Origin of the sequence: Streptomyces sp. M-16, assembly GCF_052114405.1 — a bacterium.
In the GTDB taxonomy this organism is placed as follows: Bacteria; Actinomycetota; Actinomycetes; order Streptomycetales; family Streptomycetaceae; genus Streptomyces.
The window spans coordinates 1-20,138 of the sequence record NZ_JBFRER010000091.1; the positions used below are offsets into that span (position 1 = coordinate 1).

At 72.7% G+C, this 20,138-nt stretch carries 17 protein-coding genes, 3 tRNA genes and 1 pseudogene; 13 read left to right on the plus strand and 8 right to left on the minus strand.

The genetic code is table 11. The features are described from left to right. From AB4039_RS30820 to AB4039_RS30840, 5 genes and pseudogenes are all read left to right on the plus strand, one after another. Positions 1–620: pseudogene (locus tag AB4039_RS30820) on the plus strand (DNA polymerase III subunit gamma and tau); the annotation flags it as partial. Between the two features lie 60 nt (positions 621–680). Further along, on the plus strand, positions 681–1,934 hold the full coding sequence (purD, locus tag AB4039_RS30825) for a phosphoribosylamine--glycine ligase (protein WP_266840531.1): 1,254 nt from the start codon (positions 681–683) through the stop codon (positions 1,932–1,934). A gap of 288 nt (positions 1,935–2,222) precedes the next feature. Next, positions 2,223–4,067 carry a hypothetical protein gene (locus tag AB4039_RS30830; protein ID WP_442272330.1) on the plus strand — a complete coding sequence of 615 codons (1,845 nt, stop codon included), beginning with the start codon at positions 2,223–2,225 and terminating at the stop codon, positions 4,065–4,067. 159 nt (positions 4,068–4,226) lie between these two features. Further along, on the plus strand, positions 4,227–5,702 hold the full coding sequence (locus AB4039_RS30835; RefSeq protein ID WP_266840534.1) for a N,N-dimethylformamidase beta subunit family domain-containing protein: 1,476 nt from the start codon (positions 4,227–4,229) through the stop codon (positions 5,700–5,702). Between the two features lie 131 nt (positions 5,703–5,833). Next, entirely contained in the window at positions 5,834–6,736 is a 903-nt protein-coding gene (locus tag AB4039_RS30840; protein ID WP_266840535.1) for a phosphoribosylaminoimidazolesuccinocarboxamide synthase, read from the plus strand. Between the two features lie 47 nt (positions 6,737–6,783). Here the strand turns inward: AB4039_RS30840 and AB4039_RS30845 are convergent. The 6 genes from AB4039_RS30845 to AB4039_RS30870 form a co-directional block, all read right to left on the minus strand. Further along, a tRNA-Gly gene (locus AB4039_RS30845) sits at positions 6,784–6,856 on the minus strand. A 24-nt stretch (positions 6,857–6,880) separates the two neighbouring features. Further along, complete coding sequence (locus AB4039_RS30850; protein ID WP_266840536.1) at positions 6,881–7,492, minus strand: response regulator transcription factor; 612 nt, start codon at positions 7,490–7,492, stop codon at positions 6,881–6,883. Further along, a complete protein-coding gene (locus tag AB4039_RS30855; protein WP_442272331.1) occupies positions 7,489–8,730 on the minus strand; it encodes a sensor histidine kinase in 1,242 nt (413 codons plus the stop codon). The genes AB4039_RS30850 and AB4039_RS30855 overlap by 4 nt, the downstream gene beginning before the upstream one ends. A 326-nt stretch (positions 8,731–9,056) precedes the next feature. Next, a tRNA-Gly gene (locus AB4039_RS30860) sits at positions 9,057–9,129 on the minus strand. Between the two features lie 79 nt (positions 9,130–9,208). Continuing rightward, a tRNA-Gly gene (locus AB4039_RS30865) sits at positions 9,209–9,280 on the minus strand. An 88-nt stretch (positions 9,281–9,368) separates the two neighbouring features. Beyond that, complete coding sequence (locus AB4039_RS30870) at positions 9,369–9,686, minus strand: histone-like nucleoid-structuring protein Lsr2 (protein ID WP_266840538.1); 318 nt, start codon at positions 9,684–9,686, stop codon at positions 9,369–9,371. A gap of 322 nt (positions 9,687–10,008) precedes the next feature. On the opposite strand from AB4039_RS30870, the gene purS reads away from it, so the two are divergent. The 7 genes from purS to AB4039_RS30905 all read left to right on the plus strand — a co-directional run bounded on the left by purS (position 10,009) and on the right by AB4039_RS30905 (position 16,597). After that, positions 10,009–10,260, plus strand: coding sequence for a phosphoribosylformylglycinamidine synthase subunit PurS (gene purS / locus AB4039_RS30875; protein ID WP_008740952.1), 252 nt, complete (start codon positions 10,009–10,011; stop codon positions 10,258–10,260). A gap of 2 nt (positions 10,261–10,262) precedes the next feature. Further along, positions 10,263–10,943 carry a phosphoribosylformylglycinamidine synthase subunit PurQ gene (purQ, locus tag AB4039_RS30880; protein WP_030225586.1) on the plus strand — a complete coding sequence of 227 codons (681 nt, stop codon included), beginning with the start codon at positions 10,263–10,265 and terminating at the stop codon, positions 10,941–10,943. Then, the gene (gene purL, locus AB4039_RS30885) at positions 10,940–13,189 is read left to right on the plus strand and encodes a phosphoribosylformylglycinamidine synthase subunit PurL (protein WP_266840540.1); all 2,250 of its coding nucleotides are present in this window, start codon (positions 10,940–10,942) and stop codon (positions 13,187–13,189) included. Before purQ ends, purL begins: the two co-directional genes overlap by 4 nt. Before the next feature lie 122 nt (positions 13,190–13,311). Continuing rightward, positions 13,312–13,827 carry a winged helix-turn-helix domain-containing protein gene (locus AB4039_RS30890; protein WP_266840541.1) on the plus strand — a complete coding sequence of 172 codons (516 nt, stop codon included), beginning with the start codon at positions 13,312–13,314 and terminating at the stop codon, positions 13,825–13,827. Positions 13,828–13,984: 157 nt separating this feature from the next. Then, positions 13,985–15,256 carry a hypothetical protein gene (locus tag AB4039_RS30895; RefSeq protein WP_266840542.1) on the plus strand — a complete coding sequence of 424 codons (1,272 nt, stop codon included), beginning with the start codon at positions 13,985–13,987 and terminating at the stop codon, positions 15,254–15,256. Between the two features lie 9 nt (positions 15,257–15,265). Next, positions 15,266–16,060, plus strand: a complete 795-nt coding sequence (locus AB4039_RS30900) for a sterol carrier family protein (protein WP_442272332.1) — start codon at positions 15,266–15,268, stop codon at positions 16,058–16,060. Positions 16,061–16,108: 48 nt separating this feature from the next. Beyond that, positions 16,109–16,597, plus strand: coding sequence for an META domain-containing protein (locus tag AB4039_RS30905; protein ID WP_442272333.1), 489 nt, complete (start codon positions 16,109–16,111; stop codon positions 16,595–16,597). Positions 16,598–16,713: 116 nt separating this feature from the next. Here the strand turns inward: AB4039_RS30905 and AB4039_RS30910 are convergent, their stop codons facing one another. Together AB4039_RS30910 and AB4039_RS30915 are read right to left on the minus strand one after the other, a co-directional pair. Next, complete coding sequence (locus tag AB4039_RS30910; RefSeq protein ID WP_266840545.1) at positions 16,714–18,138, minus strand: sulfatase-like hydrolase/transferase; 1,425 nt, start codon at positions 18,136–18,138, stop codon at positions 16,714–16,716. A gap of 185 nt (positions 18,139–18,323) precedes the next feature. Continuing rightward, positions 18,324–18,419: a putative leader peptide gene (locus AB4039_RS30915; RefSeq protein WP_323188240.1), complete on the minus strand. Its 96-nt coding sequence runs from the start codon at positions 18,417–18,419 to the stop codon at positions 18,324–18,326. 169 nt (positions 18,420–18,588) lie between these two features. Here AB4039_RS30915 and purF point away from each other — a divergent pair, with 169 nt between their 5' ends. Then, positions 18,589–20,106: an amidophosphoribosyltransferase gene (purF, locus tag AB4039_RS30920; RefSeq protein ID WP_266840546.1), complete on the plus strand. Its 1,518-nt coding sequence runs from the start codon at positions 18,589–18,591 to the stop codon at positions 20,104–20,106. The last annotated feature ends 32 nt before the right edge of the window (positions 20,107–20,138 follow it).

The window sequence follows — 20,138 nt, forward strand, 5'->3', positions numbered from 1 at the left end:
CCCCCGCGGCGGCCCCCGCGCAGGCCGCCGCCCCCGCCGCCGCGCCCTCCCCCGGCATGGCCGCGGGCGCCGGGCAGGTCCAGGCGATGTGGCCCGGCATCCTGGAGGCCGTGAAGAACCGCCGTCGCTTCACCTGGATCCTGCTCAGCCAGAACGCCCAGGTCACCGGCTTCGACGGCACCACCCTCCAGCTCGGCTTCCCCAACCCCGGAGCCCGCGACAACTTCGCGAGCAGCGGCAGCGAGGACGTCCTCAAGGCGGTGCTGGCCGAGCAGTTCCAGGTCAACTGGAAGATCGACGCCGTGGTCGGCGCGGGCGGGGGCGGCAGCCCGGCCCCCGTCCAGCAGTCCTCGTACGGGGCCCCGGCCGCACCCGCCTACAGCCCGCAGCCGCCCCCTCAGCAGCCCCAGGCGCCCGCCCCGCAGCAGCAGTACCAGCCGCCCCAGCAGTCGGCCGCGGCACCGCAGCCGCCCGTACAGCAGGCGCCCCCGCCGGTCGCCCCCGAGGACGACTTCGCCGAGGAGGACGATCCCGACCTCGTCGAGAGCGCCCTGACCGGACACGACCTCATCGTGCGGGAGCTCGGAGCCACCGTTGTGGAGGAATACACGAATGAGTAGCGCCGTGTAGTTGGGTGGCCGCACGAAACGCGCCACGCCGTCCGGGCTACTCTGGGCGGCGTGAAGGTCCTCGTCATCGGCGGCGGCGCCCGCGAACACGCCCTGTGCCGCTCTCTGTCCCTCGACCCCGACGTCTCCGCGCTGTACTGCGCCCCCGGCAACGCCGGCATCGCCGAGGTGGCGGAGCTGCGCCCGGTCGACGCCCTCGACGGCGCCGCGGTCGCGGCGCTCGCCACCGAACTCGGCGCCGACCTGGTCGTCGTCGGCCCGGAGGCGCCCCTGGTGGCCGGGGTCGGCGACGCCGTCCGCGCGGTCGGCATCCCCGTCTTCGGCCCCTCCGCGGAGGCGGCGCAGCTGGAGGGCTCCAAGGCCTTCGCCAAGGACGTGATGGCCGCCGCCGGGGTCCCGACGGCGCGCAGCTACGTCTGCACCACCGCGGAGGAGGTCGACGAGGCGCTCGACGCCTTCGGCGCCCCCTACGTCGTCAAGGACGACGGTCTCGCGGCCGGCAAGGGCGTCGTGGTCACCGAGGACCGGGCCGCCGCCCGCGCCCACGCGCTGGCCTGCGACCGGGTCGTCATCGAGGAGTACCTCGACGGCCCCGAGGTCTCCCTCTTCGCCATCACCGACGGCGTCACCGTCCTCCCGCTCCAGCCCGCGCAGGACTTCAAGCGCGCGCTCGACGGCGACGAGGGCCCCAACACCGGCGGCATGGGTGCGTACTCGCCGCTCCCCTGGGCCGACCCCAAGCTGGTCGACGAGGTCATGGCGCTGGTCCTCCAGCCCACCGTCGACGAACTGCGCCGCCGCGGCACCCCCTTCTCCGGCCTGCTCTACGCCGGTCTCGCGATCACCTCCCGCGGCACCCGGGTCATCGAGTTCAACGCCCGCTTCGGCGACCCCGAGACCCAGGTCGTCCTCGCCCGGCTGCGCACCCCGCTCGCGAGCGTCCTGCTGAACGCCGCCCGCGGCACCCTGGACGCCGAGCCGCCGCTCAGCTGGCGCGACGACGCCGCCGTCACGGTGGTCATCGCCTCGCACAACTACCCGGAGACCCCGCGGACCGGGGACCCGATCGAGGGCCTCGCCGAGGTGGCGGCCCTGGACGCGCCCGACGCCTACGTGCTCCACGCCGGGACCCGCCGCGAGGGCGACGCGGTCGTCAGCGCGGGTGGGCGCGTGCTGTCGGTGACGGCGACCGGTTCCGACCTGGCGCAGGCGCGCGAGAAGGCGTATAAGGCGGTTTCGCGGATCAGGCTCGACGGTTCGCAGCACCGTACGGACATTGCGGCCAAGGCGGCCGAAGGCCGCTGACCAGCAGGGTCGTGGCGAAGCGGGCCCGGTGCGCGGGAAAGGCGCACCGGGCCCGCGCGCGTATTCGCGTGCGACTGCATCCGGCCGCGTTCGAACGCATCCACCTTTGCCCAAAGCCATTCCATCGGGTGATCGTCACCCGGACCGCCTGACGCCCGCCCCGGCCCCAACTAGGGTGCGGCGCAAGCATTCCGGCACATGGCCCACCGGCATTGCGATGTCGGTGGCGGGTGTCACAGTGGGGGAGTGAGCAACGCCGCCGCAGGGCAGAGGGGGTGAGGTCCGGCCGTGTCCGGAACCGGTTCGATCGCAGAAGTGGGCACGCCCTCCGCGCGTTCCCGGGCCCTCGCCGTGCTGCGCGTCCGCAGCAGGGCGCTGGCCGCCGTGCTGCTGCCCGCCGCCCTCGCGGTGGTGCTCGTGGCCGCCCGGATGACGGGCCGGCTGGCCGGGGACCCCTGGCCGGCGGTGACTCTGGCCGTGTGCGCGGTCGCCGCGCTGGTGCTGCTGGTCGGCGGGATCTTCGGCGCCGTGGTCCTGCGCGCCCGCCCCGCCGTGACGCCGACGGTCCCGCTCTCCGAGGCCGCCGCGCCCGACCTCTACCGTCTGGTGCGCGACCTCGCCGACCGGATGGACGTTCCCGCGCCCTCCGCGATAGCCCTGACCCCGGACTGCGACAGCTGGCTGGAGGACCGTGCGCACGCGGCCCACCGCCGGGCCGGCGCGCGCGCCTCCGCCGGACCCGCGGGGCCCGAGTCCGAGCCGGGCGCCGCCCCCGTGCTGGTGATCGGCTCGCCCTTCCTGTGGTGGATGCGGGTCGCCGAGCTACGGGCCGTCCTCGCGCCCGTCGTCGCCGGTACGGGCCCTTCCGCCCACCCGGACATAGCCGACGCGCGCGGCTTCGTCCGCGGACTCGACGCCGCCGTGGACGTCGGGAGCCGGCCCGGCCTGGGCTGGATCGCGCATCCCGCCCGGCTGCTGCTGCGGCTGTGCCGCACGGACGCCGCCGAGATGGAGCGCGGGGTGGCCGCCGCCGCCTCCGACCGCGCCCAGGGCGTGGACTACGGGCTGCGCATCGTCGCCCAGGAGCAGGTCGGCCTCGCCTACGCGGGCTGGGACCGGCTGCTGACCCGGGTCGCCCTGCCCGCCTGGCGGATGGGCCGCTGGCCCGCGCACCTCGATGCCGGGGTGGTCTCCGCCCTGACCGAGCTCTCGCGCCGCGACCGGCTGGCCGACGAGTTCACCACACGACTGGGCGAGCGTCCCGCGTGCGATCTGCTGGAGCAGCCCGGGGCGGTCGACGAGGCCACCTCCCTGCTGGCCGCCCGGCTCTTCCACGGCGGCCCGGCCGAGGCCGGGCCGGACTGGTCGCCGGTGGACTGGGCGGCGTACCCGGAGGAGGTCGTCGACCGCAAGTGGCGCACGGAGGCCGCCCGCCTCCACACGGCGCTGGACGCCCTCTCCGTCCCGACGGGCCTTCCGACGCCCCCGTCCTCCCAGACCCCGCCGTCTCCCCAGACCCTGGCGTCTCCCCAGACCTCGCCGACGGCCCCGGTGCCGGCGACGACTCGGGCCCCGGGCCCCGCCCCCATGCCGGCCCCGGGCCCCGTCACGGCCCCCGCGGGCCCGCTCCCGGGGGCCGGCCGGGACGCGGTCGCCGACGGGCGGGCCGCCTTCGCTCCGCCCGCCGAGGACGGCTTCGGCGGCCCGACGCTGGAGCGGGTGCTCGCGTACCTCACCGACCCCACCGGTGAAGGCGCCGCCGGGGAGGCCCTGGCCGGGCGCCTCAGCGGGGACCTGGCCCGGGGGGAACGCGCCGCCGGCGCCGCCACGGGCTCCGGCCGCCCCAGCGGCGCGGACACGCTCCCGCTCTTCCCGCTCCAGCTCCCGCGCAGCGGCCGGGACCTGCTGGCCGACCACGTCACCGCGCTGGTCTGCTGCGCCGCCGTGGACTCGGCCGGAGCGGCCCCCGGCCTGGACTGGCTCGACGGCCCGGTCCTCCTCGTCGGCGGCCGGCGCAGCGCCGACCTGGCCCCCCGGGTGCTCTCCCTGGTCGAGGAAGGGGACCCGGCGCCCCTGCGGGACTGGCTCGCGGAAGTCGGCGTACGCCCCGAGAAGCCCGTCCGCCTCGTCTGAGGGCGGCGCCCGGGGTTCCGGTCACGCCAATTCGCGACGAACGGTGACGGAGTGCGTGCGTTATGTGATGTGCTGGGATCGGTCGCGGCGGAGCTGTCCGAAAACCGCCGGGCCGCACTGACGAAAACGCGTTCGGGGGAGCGAGGGAGGGGTAGCGGTATGGGTGCGGACCAGATCCGGCGGTGGGAGTCAGGTGCGCTCGCGCACGCGGTCAACGACCCCTTCGGCCAGGGCCCCCTGCCCTGGTTCCGCGGCAGCGAGCTGTACTTCGACGACACCGGCCACGTCGTCCCCTGGTACGTGGACCCGGCCGCGGCCCCCGGCCGGGTCCCCCGCGCCCGCAGCAGCGGCCCGCTCACCGCCGACGACGTGCACCGCCAGATCAAGGGCTTCGCCTCCACCGGCGCGGTCGCCCCCGGCGAGGCCATCGACTTCCACATCACCGTCGACCCGCCCCAGCAGTTCTCCGTCGACGTCTACCGGATCGGCCACTACGCCGGCGACGGCGCCTCCAAGATCACCACCAGCCCCCGGCTGTCCGGGATCGTGCAGCCGTCCCCGCTCACCGCCGACCGCACCGTCTCCTGCCACCACTGGTGGCTGTCCTGGCGCCTCCAGGTCCCCTCGTACTGGAGCGTCGGCGCGTACGTGGCCGTCCTGACCACCGTCGACGGCTACCGCTCCCACATCCCCTTCACGGTCCGCGACGACCGCCCTGCCGACCTCCTGCTGCTGCTCCCCGACATCACCTGGCAGGCCTACAACCTCTACCCCGAGGACGGCCGCACCGGCGCCAGCCTCTACCACGCCTGGGACGAGGAGGGCCGTCTCCTCGGCGAGCGCGACGCCGCCATCACGGTCTCCTTCGACCGCCCCTACGCGGGCGCCGGCCTGCCCCTGCACGTCGGCCACGCCTACGACTTCATCCGCTGGGCCGAGCGCTACGGCTACGACCTCGCCTACGCCGACACCCGCGACCTCCACGCCGGCCGAGTCGACCCCACCCGCTACCGCGGCCTGGTCTTCCCCGGCCACGACGAGTACTGGTCGGCCCCCATGCGCCGCGCCGCCGAGCGCGCCCGCGACCACGGGACCTCGCTGGTCTTCCTCTCCGCCAACACCATGTACTGGCAGGTCGAACTGGGCCCGTCCCCCTCCGGGGTCGAGGACCGCCTCCTCACCTGCCGAAAACGCCGCGGCCCCGGACGGCCCAGCCTGTGGCGCGAGGTCGACCGCCCCGAACAGCAACTCCTCGGCATCCAGTACGCGGGACGGGTCCCCGACCCCGCTCCCCTGGTCGTGCGCAACGCCACGCACTGGCTCTGGGACTCCACGGGCGCGGCCGAGAACGACGAACTCGACGGCCTGGTCGCAGGCGAGGCCGACCGCTACTTCCCGCGCACCCAGCTCCCGGAGCACCGGGACCGGATCCTGCTCGCGCACTCCCCGTACCGCGACAGCGAGGGCGCGAAGCGCCACCAGGAGACCTCCCTCTACCGCGCGCCCAGCGGCGCCCTGGTCTTCGCGTCCGGCACCTTCGCCTGGTCCCCGGCGCTCGACCGCCCCGGCCACGTGGACGAGCGCGTCCAGCGCGCCACGGCCAACCTCCTCGACCGGATCTGCAAGCGCGACTGACCCCGCCCGCCCTGCCCGGAAGCCCCCGCGAAGACGCCCCCGCCGACCCGCACGGCCGACCCCCCGACCCGGGCACGGGCCCCCGTGCGGGAGAATGGCCCTGCGCTCGTACAGAACCACAGGGAGACTCCGTGCCCGGATTCGTCGAAAAGCCCGAGCCGGTGCAGGTGCCCGGCCTCGTCCACCTCCACACCGGCAAGGTCCGTGACCTCTACCGCGACGAGGACGGCCGCCTCGTCATGGTCGCCAGCGACCGCATCTCCGCCGCGGACTGGGTGCTGCCCACCGCGATCCCGGACAAGGGCCGCATCCTGACCCAGCTCTCCCTCTGGTGGTTCGACCAGCTCGCCGACCTGGTCCCGAACCACGTCATCAGCACCGAGCTGCCCGCCGGAGCCCCCGCCGACTGGGCCGGCCGCGCCCTGGTCTGCCAGAACCTCGACATGGTCCCCGTCGAGTGCGTGGCCCGCGGCTACCTCACCGGCTCCGGCCTCGCCGAGTACGAGAAGTCCCGTACGGTCTGCGGACTCGCCCTCCCCGAGGGCCTCGTGGACGGCTCCGAGCTGCCCGCCCCGATCTTCACCCCGGCCGCCAAGGCCGCGGTCGGCGACCACGACGAGAACGTCTCCTACGAGGAGGTCGCGCGCACCAACGGTGCCGAGACGGCCGCGCTGCTGCGCCAGGCCACCCTCGCCGTGTACGGGCGTGCCCGGGACGTCGCGCGCGAGCGCGGGATCATCCTGGCGGACACCAAGTTCGAGTTCGGTTTCGACAAGGACGGCACCCTGGTCGCCGCGGACGAGGTCCTCACTCCGGACTCCTCCCGCTTCTGGCCCGCCGACCAGTGGGAGCCGGGCCACGCCCAGCCCTCGTTCGACAAGCAGTACGTCCGTGACTGGCTGGCCTCCCCGGCCTCCGGCTGGAACCCCAAGGGCGAACTGCCGCCGCCCGTCCTGCCGCAGGAGGTCGTCGAGCGGACCCGGGCCAAGTACGTCGAGGCCTACGAGCGCCTCACCGGCCAGACCTGGAGCTGAGACACGAAGAAGGCCCCGATCGGAGAACCGATCGGGGCCTTCAGCTGAGCGGACAACGCGACTCGAACGCGCGACATCCACCTTGGCAAGGTGGTGCTCTACCAACTGAGCTATGTCCGCCTGTGCGCCTTGGCGCGAGGACAACTATACCCAACCTCGCCGGCGTGCGAGACGCACCGCGGTGTGACGGTTTTCGGCGCCCAGTTTCGTGGCCGCCGACGACAGGTAGTTGCGCACCGTCCCCGGTGACAGCGAGGCCCGCTCCGCGATCTCCACGATCGGCGCCCCGTCCGCCGCGAGTTCCAGCACCTCGGCCTCCCGGGCCGTCAGCGGGGAGTCCCCCGCGCTGATCGCGTCGGCCGCCAACTCCGGGTCCACGTAACGGCCTCCGCCGTGCACGGTGCGGATCAGCTCGGCCAGCCGCTGCGCCGACACCGTCTTCGGGGCGAAGGCCCGCACGCCCGCCGCAAGGGCCCGCTTCAGGTGCCCGGGACGGCCGTGACTGGTCACGATCATGGTCCTGCACCCGGGCAGTTCGGCCCGGATCGCTGTGGCGACACTCACACCGTCGGCCCCAGGCATCTCCAGGTCGAGCACCGCCACGTCGGGCCGGTGGGCCCTCGCCATCGCCAGGGCCTCCGGTCCGGAGGCGGCCTCGGCGACGACCACCAGGTCGTCCTCCAGACCCAGCAGCGCGGCCAGCGCACCCCGGATCAGGTGCTCGTCATCGGCCAGAAGTACCCGTACGGGAGTCACGCCCGCACCTCCACTCGTCGCAGTCCGTCTCCCGGAACCTCGGCCCGCAGCCGGAACCGGCCGCCCTCGACCGGTCCCGCCAGCAAGGTCCCGTCCACCGCCGCGAGCCGCTCCCGCAGTCCCGCGAGCCCGGATCCGGGCGGGCCGGCCGGGGCGTCGGGAGCCCCGTCGTTCTCCACCAGCAAGGTCACCGCGCCGGAAGGCTCCCCGGCGGTCACCCGGATCAGGCAGCTCCGCGCGTCCCCGTGCCGCAGTACGTTCGTGGTCGCCTCCCGGACCACCCAGCCCAGCGCCGACTGCACCTCGGCCGACAGGGTCCGCCCGGCCGCCTCGAACTCGACCCGGCAGTCCATCCCGGCGGCGTTCAGCACCCCGCGCGCGCCCTCCAGTTCCACCGACAGGTCCGCCTCCCGGTACCCCCGCACCACGTCGCGCACCTCCCGCTGCGACTCCCGCGCGATCCGCTGCACCTCGATCATCTGGTCGACGGCCTCGGGCCGTTCGCGCCGGGCCAGCTGCACCGCCAGCTCGCTCTTGAGCGCGATCACCGCGAGGTTGCGGCCCATCACGTCGTGCAGGTCCCGGCCGAACCGCAGCCGCTCCTCGGCCACCGCGAGCTGCGCCTGGAGCTCCCGGGCCCGGTCCAGCTCGTGGACGGTGGTCAGCAGCCAGCCGGAGAACCCGTAGGCGACACTCAGGAACACGCCGGCCAGCAGCGTCCCGATCAGGTGGCCGAGGGCCTCGGCCGCGGGGATCCCGAGGGCGTACGCCGCGGCGCCCGTGCCCCCCGCCGCGATCAGCGGGACGTACCGCATGTGCCGGACCTTCTCCAGGGACAGCACCACCGCGCCACAGCCGAAGCCGGCCAGCCCGAACACCATCGTGATGGACACCGAGTCGTCGACGTGTCCGGTGCGGCGCAGGACGAGGAGGGCCAGGCAGGCGGCGGCCGTCACGACGGACACCGCCACCACGAGCCGTACGGGCCGTTCCCGGCTGCCCACGATCCAGTCCAGCGCCCTGGAGGTCAGGCACCCGACCAGGAGGGAGTGGGCGCTCACCACCACCAGGAGGGCGATCGAGACCGCCGGCGGACCGCCGTTGGCCGCCGGGGCCAGCCCCGGCAGCCCGAACCCCACGATCTCCATGACTATGAAGAAGTGGAAGGACCAGCGCGTGTAGAGCTCGACCTTCCCCGCGCTGCTGCGGCGCTTCCACCACCCGGTCAGCTTCGACACGGCCCGTTCCCCCGGATCCCTCGTACTGGCGGCGCGGTGCCCGGCGAACCGTCGTCGGACGGCCGTTACCGCGACCATGATCCAGACCAGTGTGACGGCGGCCGGCGCAGGGATGCGCCCGTCGGGTCCGGCTTCCCCGTGGCGGTCATGGTGGCGGTCATGAATCCAGCCTCGGCGCGGTCCGGCGGGTCCGGCAGTGCGCGCCGTCACGGCCCGCGATGACATTTGTCATCGGAAAGTGACGTGTGCCACAAAAGGGGAGAGTGGGGTGATGGCACCGGAGAACGACAAAGGCCCCGATCGAAGATCGGGGCCTTTGTTCTCTGAGCGGACGACGCGACTCGAACGCGCGACATCCACCTTGGCAAGGTGGTGCTCTACCAACTGAGCTACGTCCGCATGCTTCCCACGGCACAAGTGCCGTGCTCTGCGTGCATCACTCTACCTGATCCACAACCGTGGTCGGTAAAGCGTGCAGAGCGGGTGACAGGGATTGCACACTGCGCCTCCCCCCTGGAAGGGGGGTGTTCTGCTACTGAACTACACCCGCACGACTTCGGGGCGGTGGCTTTTCGGCCTCGCCCCTCGGCGTGATCCACACACTAGCCGATCGGAGGGGGTGGATGGCAAATCCGGGGTCAGTGGGCTTCGTTGTAGGCCGCGTAGACGCGCTTCGGGATGCGCCCGCGGGGCGGCACGTCGTGGCCGTTGGACCGGGCCCAGGCCCGGACGACCGCCGGGTCGGGGGCGACGGACGTGTGCTTGAACGCCTTGCCGGAACGGGACTGCCGGCGACCCGCGGCCACGAAGGGGGCCAGGCCCTTCCGCAGTTTCTTTGCGTTGGCCACATTGAGGTCGATCTCGTACGTCTTACCGTCCAGAGCGAACACGACCGTTTCCGTCGCTTCTCCGCCGTCGAGGTCGTCGGAGATCGTGACTACTACGCGCTGCGCCACGGATATCGGTCCCTTCGTGCGTCCATCCCCGCCCGCATGACGTGCGGTGATGTCGCCTGTGTGGATGTTTCGGTGGAATGCATCAAACCGTCGGAATCCCGGCTGATTCCTTTGTACCGCGATTCTCATTGAATTGCGAAGCCCAGTTAATTCTCCCCGCGTGTCCCGCCGCAATGGCGGGCACGTGGTTTTCCGGTGGATTTTGCGAAGCGTTGGTGAAGCCGAAACGGCGGGCCGGCTGCGGCCGCCCGATATCTACCCGCGTAGAAATTTTGGCCGGGTACGCTGAGGGAACCGCCTTGCACCAACCACCTCATCGGGAGTGCCAGTGGCACGCGTCGTAGTCGACGTCATGCTCAAGCCGGAGATCCTCGACCCCCAGGGCCAGGCGGTGCAGCGTGCACTGCCGCGCCTGGGCTTCGAGGGGATCGCCGACGTCCGCCAGGGGAAGCGCTTCGAGCTGGAAGTGGAGGGACCGGTCGACCAGGCCGCCCTCGACCGCATCCACAAGATGGCCGAAACGTTCCTCGCCAACACCGTCATCGAAGACTTCACCGTGAAGGTCGAGGCCTGACGGTGACCACTCGCATCGGTGTCGTCACGTTCCCCGGAACGCTCGACGACCGTGACTCGCTGCGCGCCGTCCGCCTCGCGGGGGCCGAGCCGGTCTCGCTCTGGCACCGCGACAAGGACCTCCACCAGGTCGACGCGGTGGTCCTCGCGGGCGGCTTCTCCTACGGGGACTACCTGCGCGCCGGAGCCATCTCCCGGTTCTCGCCGGTGATGGAGACCATCATCGAGCAGGCCAAGGGCGGCATGCCCGTCCTCGGCATCTGCAACGGCTTCCAGGTCCTCACCGAGGCCCACCTGCTGCCGGGGGCGATGCTCCGCAACAACCACCTCCACTTCATCTGCCGCGACCAGAAGCTGCGGGTGGAGAACGCGGAGACCGCGTGGACCGGCGACTACACCGCCGGCCAGGAGATCTCCGTACCGCTCAAGAACATGGACGGCCGCTACACCGCCGACGAGCGCACGCTCGACGAACTGGAGGCCGAAGGCCGAGTGGCCTTCCGGTACCTGGACGTGAACCCGAACGGTTCGCTGCGCGACATCGCCGGCATCACCAACGCCGCGGGCAACGTCGTCGGTCTGATGCCGCACCCCGAGCACGCGGTCGAGCCGCTGATCGGGACGGGCCGCACCGACGGCCTCCCGTTCTTCACGTCGGTCCTGAAGAAGCTGGTCAGCGCATGAGCCTCGACACCGTCAAGAACGCCTCCGAGACCCCGGACGCCTCCCAGCCGTGGAAGGAACTCGGCCTCAAGGAGGACGAGTACGCCCGGATCCGCGAGATCCTCGGCCGCCGGCCCACCGGCGCCGAGCTCGCGATGTACTCCGTCATGTGGTCCGAGCACTGCTCGTACAAGAGCAGCAAGGTCCACCTGAAGCAGTTCGGCGAGAAGGTCCCGCAGAACGACGCCATGCTCGTGGGCATCGGCGAGAACGCCGGCGTCGTCGACGTGGGCCAGGGCTACGCGGTCACCTTCAAGGTCGAGTCGCACAACCACCCGAGCTACATCGAGCCCTACCAGGGCGCGGCCACCGGCATCGGCGGCATCGTCCGCGACATCCTCGCCATGGGCGCCCGCCCCGTCGCCGTCGTCGACCCGCTGCGCTTCGGCGCGGCCGACCACCCCGACACCAAGCGCGTCCTGCCGGGCGTCGTCGCGGGCATCGGCGGCTACGGCAACTGCCTGGGTCTGCCCAACATCGGCGGCGAGGTCGTCTTCGACGCCTGCTACCAGGGCAACCCGCTGGTCAACGCCGGCTGCATCGGCGTGATGAAGCACGAGGACATCCACCTCGCCAAGGCCTCCGGCCCCGGCAACAAGGTCATCCTCTACGGCGCCCGCACGGGCGGCGACGGCATCGGCGGCGTCTCGGTCCTGGCGTCCGAGACCTTCGACGACACCAAGCCGACCAAGCGCCCCGCCGTCCAGGTCGGCGACCCCTTCCAGGAGAAGCTCCTCATCGAGTGCACCCTGGAGATCTTCAAGGAGAAGCTGGTCGCGGGCATCCAGGACCTCGGCGGCGCCGGGCTCTCCTGCGCCACGTCCGAGCTGGCCTCCGCCGGTTCCGGCGGCATGCGCGTCGAGCTGGACACCGTCCCGCTGCGTGACGCGACCCTCTCGCCCGAGGAAATCCTCATGAGCGAGTCGCAGGAGCGCATGTGCGCGATCGTCGAGCCGCAGTACGTCGACCGCTTCATGGAGATCTGCGAGAAGTGGGACGTCATCGCCACCGTCATCGGTGAGGTGACCGAGGGCGAGCGCCTGGAGATCTTCTGGCACGGCGAGCAGATCGTGGACGTGCCCCCGGGCACCGTCGCCCACGAGGGCCCCGTCTACGAGCGCCCGTACGCGCGCCCCTCCTGGCAGGACGCCCTCCAGGCGGACGACGCCGGCAAGCTGCCGCGGCCGCAGACCTCCGAGGAGCTGCGCGCGCAGGTCCTGGCGCTGGTCTCGTCCCCGAACCAGGCCTCGAAGTCCTGGGTCACCGACCAGTACGACCGTTTCGTGCAGGGCAACACGGTGCTCTCGCAGCCCGAGGACGCCGGCATGGTCCGCATCGACGAGGAGTCCAACCTCGGCGTGGCCATGTCCACCGACGGCAACGGCCGCTACGCCAAGCTCGACCCCTACGCGGGTGCGCAGCTGGCGCTGGCGGAGTCGTACCGCAACGTGTCCGCGACCGGTGCCAAGCCGCTCGCGATCTCCGACTGCCTGAACTTCGGTTCCCCCGAGGACCCGGACGTCATGTGGCAGTTCGCCGAGGCCTGCCGCGGTCTCGCGGACGCCTGCCTGGAGCTGGGCACCCCGGTGACCGGCGGCAACGTCTCGCTCTACAACCAGACCGGCGAGGTGGCGATCCACCCGACCCCGGTCGTGGCGGTCCTCGGCGTGATCGACGACGTCAACCGCCGGACGCCGATGGCGTTCAAGGAGACCGGTCAGCTGCTGTACCTGCTCGGCGACACCGCCGAGGAGTTCGGCGGTTCCGCCTGGTCGCAGGTCGTCCACGACCACCTCGGCGGCCTGCCGCCCAAGGTGGACCTGGGCCGCGAGAAGCTGCTGGGCGAGATCCTGATCTCCGCCTCGCGCGACGGCATGATCGACGCCGCGCACGACCTGTCGGACGGCGGCGTCATCCAGGCGCTGACCGAGTCCTGCCTGCGCGGCGGCAACGGCGCCCGCGTGGTGGTGCCCGAGGGCCTGGACGCCTTCACCTTCCTCTTCTCCGAGTCCGCGGGCCGCGCCATCGTGTCCGTCCCGCGCAGCGAGGAGCTCCGCTTCACCGACATGTGCGGTGCGCGCGGTCTGCCCGCGACCCGCATCGGTGTGGTGGACGGCGAGGAGATCGAGGTCCAGGGCGAGTTCAGCCTCCCGCTGGCCGAGCTCCGCGAGGCCCACGAGGCGACGATCCCGGCCCTGCTGGCCTGATCCCCGCCCGCCCGTACGCGTACGAGCCCCCGGTCCGGATTGCTCCGGCCGGGGGCTCGTCCGTTGTCCGGCGTCGCACACCAGGTCTTGTGTGGAATTACGTAATCACGTAACTTCATGGCATGGACCTGGAAGCACGCGTCGCCGAGCTCGAACGCCGGCTGGACGCGCTCGAAGCGGACCCGCCCCCGCGCCCGGAGGCCCCCGAAGGAGACTTCTGGGCCCTGGAAGGCTGGAAGGAACGGCTCGCCGCCCTCGGCGCCGAGACCGGCGGCGTCCTGTTCACCGGCGCGGTCACCCTCCCCACCGGCGAGCGCTACGCATGGCAGCAGGCCGCCCCCACCACCGACCTCCTCGACGAGGGGACCGACAGGGCCGACGGCACCCGCAGCGCCGACTCCTTCGCCGCACTCGGCCACCCCGTACGGCTGCGCCTGCTGCGCGAGATCCTGGCCGGCCGCCGCACCGCCGCCGAACTGACCGCCCTCGACGGGGTCGGCACGAGCGGCCAGGTCTACCACCACCTGCGCCAGCTGGTCGCCGCCGGCTGGCTGCACACGACCGGCCGGGGCCGCCACGAGGTTCCCGGCGCCCGGGTGGTCCCCCTCCTCGTCCTGCTGTCGGCCGCGACCCCGTGAGGTGATCCCGTCGTGCCCAGGCCGCCCGGCGCGGCCTCGGCGGACCGGCCAACGGTGACGTTTTCGATACCGACGGATCGCTCTGAGCGTCCGAACCCGTTGGTAGCTTCGATCATGTCGTCGCACGTGCACGGCAGTTGAAGACCGGGGGTGGGGGATGTTCGAACCGATGGGGCCCTCGGGCGGCGGACCGCTGCCCGACCGGGGCCGCGGGCGCAACGCGGTCAACGCACTCCTCACCCTCGCGGGCGCGGCCGGTCTGGCCTTCGGCGGCTGGGCCCTGTACGACGCCTTCGAAGCCCACCAGGACCGCGCGGCGAGCCGCGAACTGATCGCCTCCTCGTGCGGCGGACTCGTCGACGGCGACCCGGTGCTCCGGCTGCGCGGCGGCGTCGACCGGCTGCGGCTCGCCGACCAGGCCGAGAACACGATCGACTTCGTGTCGCTGCCGGACACCTGCGACTTCCAGGAGGTCGTCGACGGCAGGAAGTACGGGGACCGGCACTTCGCGCTCAAGGTCCGCGTCCTGCCCGCCGGCCCGCCGGAAAACGTCCTCGCCACCACGGGGCGCTCCCCGTTCCCCGCGCCCTCCGAGACCCCGGACGGCGACGTCACGGCGCGGACCGACGTGGCGATGCGCCTGCCCCTGCTCGACGACGCCGCCCTCGGCGACTACGGCGGACGCGACGTCACCGTCACCGCCCCCTGCGCCACCCCCCTCCCCGAGACGGGAGCGACCGCCGTCCGGGCGACGGCCTGGATCGGGGACCCCCGGGCCACGGACGCCGACCGCCGGGCCCTCGGCCGGATCGCCCGCACCGCAGCCCTGCGGCTCGCCGCGAAACTGGGCTGCGCTACGCACCTGCCGGAGCTGCCCGACACCACCCTCCGCGCGCAGGGCACGGTCCTCGGGCGGGCCGAGGACCGCCACGAGAACGACGCCTGCGGCTGGTACTCCGCCCTGCTGCGCACCACCGACCGCGGCAACCTCCCCGACCGCGCCCTCGGCACCCCCACCGGCGGCCACGGCAACCAGGAGACCTGCCTGCTGGCCGTCAGCCCCGCCGAAGCCGAGCGGATCTACGCCCGCAAGCCGAGCGGCGACTGGCGCTACGTGGAGCTCCACAACGTCCAGACCCGCGACCCGTGGTGGCTGGAGACCCGTTCCTTCTACGCGGACGACGGCGCCTCCGTCGGCATCGGCGACGGCCGGCTGCCCCAGCCGGTGGTCACCGGAAAGGCCGGCCGGACCGGAGCGCTCACGTACGCCACGGCCACCTGCCAGGGCCGCCCCGCCGTGTTCACCCTGACCGCGGACCGCACCTACGATGCGAGGGTCCTCGGCGAGCGCGGCACCGAGCTGTTCAAGGCCTACGTGGCCGACGCTACCGCCCGCCACGGCTGCACCGGAGTCACCCTCCCCCAGTAGGGTCGCCCCATGCCGCCCGCGAAGAAGAAGCCGCGCGCCTACGACCAGGCGAAGATCCGTACGGYCGTCACCGCACAGTTCGGGCACGTCGCCGAAGCCGTACGGGGTCTGACCCCCGAGCAGCTCGCGCGGCCCAGCGGGCTCGGGGAGTGGAGCGTCGCCGAGCTCGCCGCCCACATCGCCTGGATCGCGGACTCGCTGGCCGGCGGCCTCGCCCGGCCGCCCGCCGCCGTCCCCGAGCTGAGCGCCGTCGAATGGCCCTTCGCCACCGCCTCCCTCGCCGGGAAGATCAGCGAGGTCGCCCGCGAGACCCTCACCGGCGCCCCGCTGCCCGAGCTGTACGACCGGGCGGCCGCGCGGATGGCCGAGGCCCTGGAGCGCAACCCCGGCAGCCGGGTCCTCGACCTGTGGATCGGGGACATGACCCTCGCCGACTTCCTCGTCACCCGCACCGTGGAGCTGGTCGTCCACACCGACGACCTCAACCGGGCCCTGCCCGGCCTGGACGTCCCCGTCGAGCGGCAGGCCCTCGCCGCCTGCACCCGGCTGCTCGCCGACGCCCTCGCGGTGAAGGCGCCCGGCGGCTCGGTGGAGGTGCGGATCCCGCCCTTCGCGGTCGTCCAGTGCGTCGAGGGCCCCCGCCACACCCGCGGCACCCCGCCCAACGTGGTGGAGACCGACCCGCTGACCTGGGTCCGGCTCGCCGCGGGCCGGACCGCCTGGGCGGCGGAACTCGACGCCGCCAAGGTCAGCGCCAGCGGCGAGCGCGCCGACCTGGCCGGGCTGCTGCCCCTGATGGCCTGAACGGGCGAGGGCGGGGAACCGGCCGGCCCCGCGCCCCGTCCCAGGGGCATGCGTACCCTCAGGAACCTCGCCCCCGGCCTGGCCCTGCTCGCCGCGGTCGCCCTCGCCGGCTGCCAGGGCGGCACCCCCGACGCCACCCCCGACGCCACCCTCACCCCGGACGGCGCCACCGCACGGCCGCCCGCCGTGGACGCCCCGCTCACCGCGACCACCTGGACGGTCGGTGCCGTCGACGGCACCGCCGCCCCGGCCGGCCGGGCGGCACGCTTCACCCTCGCCCCCGACGGCCGGGTGAGCGGCACCCTCGGCTGCAACCGCTTCAGCGCCCCGGTCACGGTCACCGGCCCCACCCTCACCATCGGGCCGCCGACCACCACCCGGATGGCCTGCGAGGGCCCGGCGGGAGAGCAGGAACGGGCCCTGACCGCGCTGTTCGCCGCCGGCCCCCTGACCTGGAGCATCCACGGCCAAGCCCTCACCCTGACCGCCCCCGACGGCAAGAACCTCACCGCCGGGGCCGGCTCCGCAGCCGAATGACGCCCGAGGGCGTCAGACGTGGGCCGTACCCGCCTCGCCGGCTGATCGCCGCGGCGATCAGCCGTTCGGACACGGCCCACGCCCCGCGTCACGCCGGGTACGGCCCGCGCCCCGCGTCACGCCGGGTACGGCAGCAGCCCCGCGTCCGTCTTCTCCCAGGCCGCCCGCAGCTCCGCCAGCCGGGCCGGTTCCACGGCCGCCTTGTCGGCCTGCTCGCGGAGGTCCCCGGCCAGGTCGAACAGCTGGTCGCGGCCCGACTTGCCCCGGTAGTACTTCCAGTCCCCGCGGCGCAGCGCCCGCTCCCCGCGCACCCGCCAGAACAGGTTCCGCTCGGCGATCCGCTCCCCCCGCAGCAGGTATCCGGCCAGGCTCACCCCGTCCAGCGGGTACGCCCGGTGCGGCCGGGTCCCGGCCAGCTCCAGCAGCGTGGCCGTCCAGTCCGGGCTGAACACCGGCACCCGGCTGACCTGGCCCCCGTCCAGCCGGGCGGGCCAGCGCAGGATGTTCGGCACCCGGATCCCGCCCTCCTGGAGCGAGGCCTTGTTGCCCGACAGCGGCCAGTTGTACGAGAAGCGCTCGCCGCCGTTGTCGCTGGAGAACACCACGATCGTGTCCTCCTCCTGCCCCGAGCGCTGCAGAGCCTTCAGCACCTCGCCGACCGACCGGTCCAGGTCCTCGACCATCTGCTTGTACTTCTCGACCGAGCCGCCGTCCTGGTGCCACAGCGCCCGCCCGTCACCCGCCTTGATCCGGCGGACGATCTCGGCGCTCTCCGCCGTGTCCCCCTCGGCGATCCACGGCCAGTGCGGGGTGGTGAAGTTCAGGTTCAGCAGCCACGGCTTGCCGTGGTGGTCGCGGGAGACGTACTCGCTCGCCCGCTCCGTGATGATCTTCGTGTAGTAGCGCAGGTCCTTGTACTCGGCGTCCCCCTCGTAGAGGTCGTACTCGCCGCCCAGACCGAGCTTGGAGTAGTACTCCAGGGCCCCGCCGAAGTTCCCGAAGAACTCCTCCCAGCCCGACCTGGTCGGGCTGTAGTGGGGCAGGTAGCCCGCGTGCCACTTGCCGATCAGGGCGGTGGAGTACCCCGCCTCCTTCAGCAGCGAGGCCAGCGTCGGATGGGACGGCTCCAGCCCCACCGACCTGTCGGCGATCGGCTCGGCCAGCCCGCCCTCGGTACGCGCCGGATAGCGCCCGGTGTAGAGGCTGAAGCGGGTCGGCGAGCAGGTCGCGGAGCCCGAGTAGGCGTCGGTGAACCGCACCCCCTGACGGGCCAGACGGTCCAGGTTCGGGGTCTTGATGTGCGGGGAGCCGTACGAGGACAGGTCGGCCCAGCCCAGGTCGTCGCCCAGGATGAACAGGATGTTCGGGCGCCGGGAGCGCCGCTCCCGGGCCGCCCGGAACTCCCGCTCCGCGGGCCCCGCGGAGGGGCTCTCGGCAGCGGCGGCGGGGCTCGCGCCCAGCCCCGCCGCGGCGGCTGCGGCGCCCACGCCGACAGCACCGCCGAAGGCACGCCGGGACAGGTGGGATTCGTACGAAGACACAATGGCTCCAGGGCAGGGCACGTAGGCCCCTCCGAGGCGGCGCGGGACGGCGCACGGCACGACGGAGCGGCCCGACGGGCGGGGAAAAGGGAGAGCGGAGGGTCAGCGCGGAACGCCGCAACAGCGGGCGCGGCGACGGGAAACGCCGGTCATGAACGGACGGCGCGCGTCAGCGCGCGGAGGAACTACGCGCAGCGACGACAGATGGCGCTCGCGACACGGACCAGGTCCACGTGCCGGCGCTCGACGAGGGTGACGGCTCGGTCACCGAGGGGCTGCATGAGGCGGAAGCCTGTACGAACGCACAGGTCCCTGTCAACCAGGGCATTCCGGATGCCGAGACGCCTTGATCGATCACCCTCCGCACGGGTAACCGGACTGTCCGCACTGTGACTTTTCCCGGACGTCCCCAATTCGGACCAGTGGTCGATCTCGCCTACACTCGGAGCCGTGCCTCGTGGTGATGGACGACTCAACCACGACCTGCTCCCCGGCGAGAAGGGCCCCCAGGACGCTTGCGGCGTCTTCGGTGTCTGGGCCCCGGGTGAAGAGGTCGCCAAGCTCACCTACTTCGGACTGTATGCACTGCAGCACCGCGGACAAGAGTCCGCGGGCATCGCTGTGAGCAACGGTTCCCAGATCCTCGTCTTCAAGGACATGGGCCTCGTTTCCCAGGTCTTCGACGAAACCTCCCTCGGTTCGCTCCAGGGTCATATCGCGGTCGGTCACGCCCGCTATTCGACCACCGGAGCCTCCGTCTGGGAGAACGCCCAGCCGACCTTCCGCGCGACCGCCCACGGCTCCATTGCCCTGGGTCACAACGGCAACCTGGTGAACACCGCCGAGCTTGCCGAAATGGTCGCCGACCTCCCCCGTCAGGACGGCCGCGCCACCCAGGTGGCGGCCACCAACGACACCGACCTCGTCACCGCCCTCCTCGCCGGCCAGACCGACGACGACGGCAAGCCCCTGACCATCGAGGAATCGGCCGCCAAGGTCCTTCCTCAGGTCAAGGGCGCCTTCTCGCTCGTCTTCATGGACGAGGGGACCCTCTACACCGCCCGTGACCCGCAGGGCATCCGCCCGCTGGTCCTCGGCCGCCTGGAGCGCGGCTGGGTGGTCGCGAGTGAGACGGCCGCCCTCGACATCTGCGGCGCCAGCTTCGTCCGCGAGGTCGAACCGGGTGAGCTCATCGCGATCGACGAGAACGGCCTGCGCACCTCGCGCTTCGCGGAAGCGAAGCCCAAGGGCTGTGTCTTCGAGTACGTCTACCTGGCGCGCCCGGACACCGACATCGCCGGCCGCAACGTCTACCTCTCGCGCGTCGAGATGGGCCGGCGTCTCGCCAAGGAAGCCCCGGTCGACGCCGACCTGGTGATAGCGACGCCGGAATCCGGCACGCCCGCCGCCGTCGGATACGCCGAAGCCAGCGGGATCCCGTACGGATCCGGCCTGGTCAAGAACGCCTACGTCGGCCGGACCTTCATCCAGCCCTCGCAGACGATCCGCCAGCTCGGCATCCGCCTCAAGCTCAACCCCCTCAAGGAAGTCATCCGGGGCAAGCGCCTGGTGGTCGTCGACGACTCGATCGTCCGCGGCAACACCCAGCGCGCGCTCGTGAAGATGCTCCGCGAGGCCGGTGCGGCCGAGGTCCACATCCGGATCTCCTCCCCGCCGGTGAAGTGGCCGTGCTTCTTCGGCATCGACTTCGCCACCCGGGCCGAGCTGATCGCCAACGGCATGACGGTCGACGAGATCGCCACCTCGCTGGGCGCGGACTCGCTCTCGTACATCTCGCTCGACGCGATGGTCGAGGCGACCACCATCCAGAAGCCCAACCTCTGCCGTGCCTGCTTCGACGGCGAGTACCCGATGGCGCTGCCCGACCCGCAGCTCCTGGGCAAGCAGCTCCTGGAGTCCGAGCTCGCGGGCGGTACCGACGCCGCCGACGCGCTCCGCCGCCCGTAGGCCGGCACTCCGCCCGGCCGGCTCAACCTGCG

Bases quoted from the DNA above. Each gene is read 5' to 3' on its own strand.
- AB4039_RS30835 (WP_266840534.1), top strand. From the start codon at position 4,227: ATGGGTGCGGACCAGATCCGGCGGTGGGAGTCAGGTGCGCTCGCGCAC.
- purL (WP_266840540.1), top strand. From the start codon at position 10,940: ATGAGCCTCGACACCGTCAAGAACGCCTCCGAGACCCCGGACGCCTCC.
- AB4039_RS30890 (WP_266840541.1), top strand. From the start codon at position 13,312: ATGGACCTGGAAGCACGCGTCGCCGAGCTCGAACGCCGGCTGGACGCG.
- AB4039_RS30895 (WP_266840542.1), top strand. From the start codon at position 13,985: ATGTTCGAACCGATGGGGCCCTCGGGCGGCGGACCGCTGCCCGACCGG.
- AB4039_RS30905 (WP_442272333.1), top strand. From the start codon at position 16,109: ATGCGTACCCTCAGGAACCTCGCCCCCGGCCTGGCCCTGCTCGCCGCG.
- AB4039_RS30915 (WP_323188240.1), bottom strand. From the start codon at position 18,419: ATGCAGCCCCTCGGTGACCGAGCCGTCACCCTCGTCGAGCGCCGGCAC.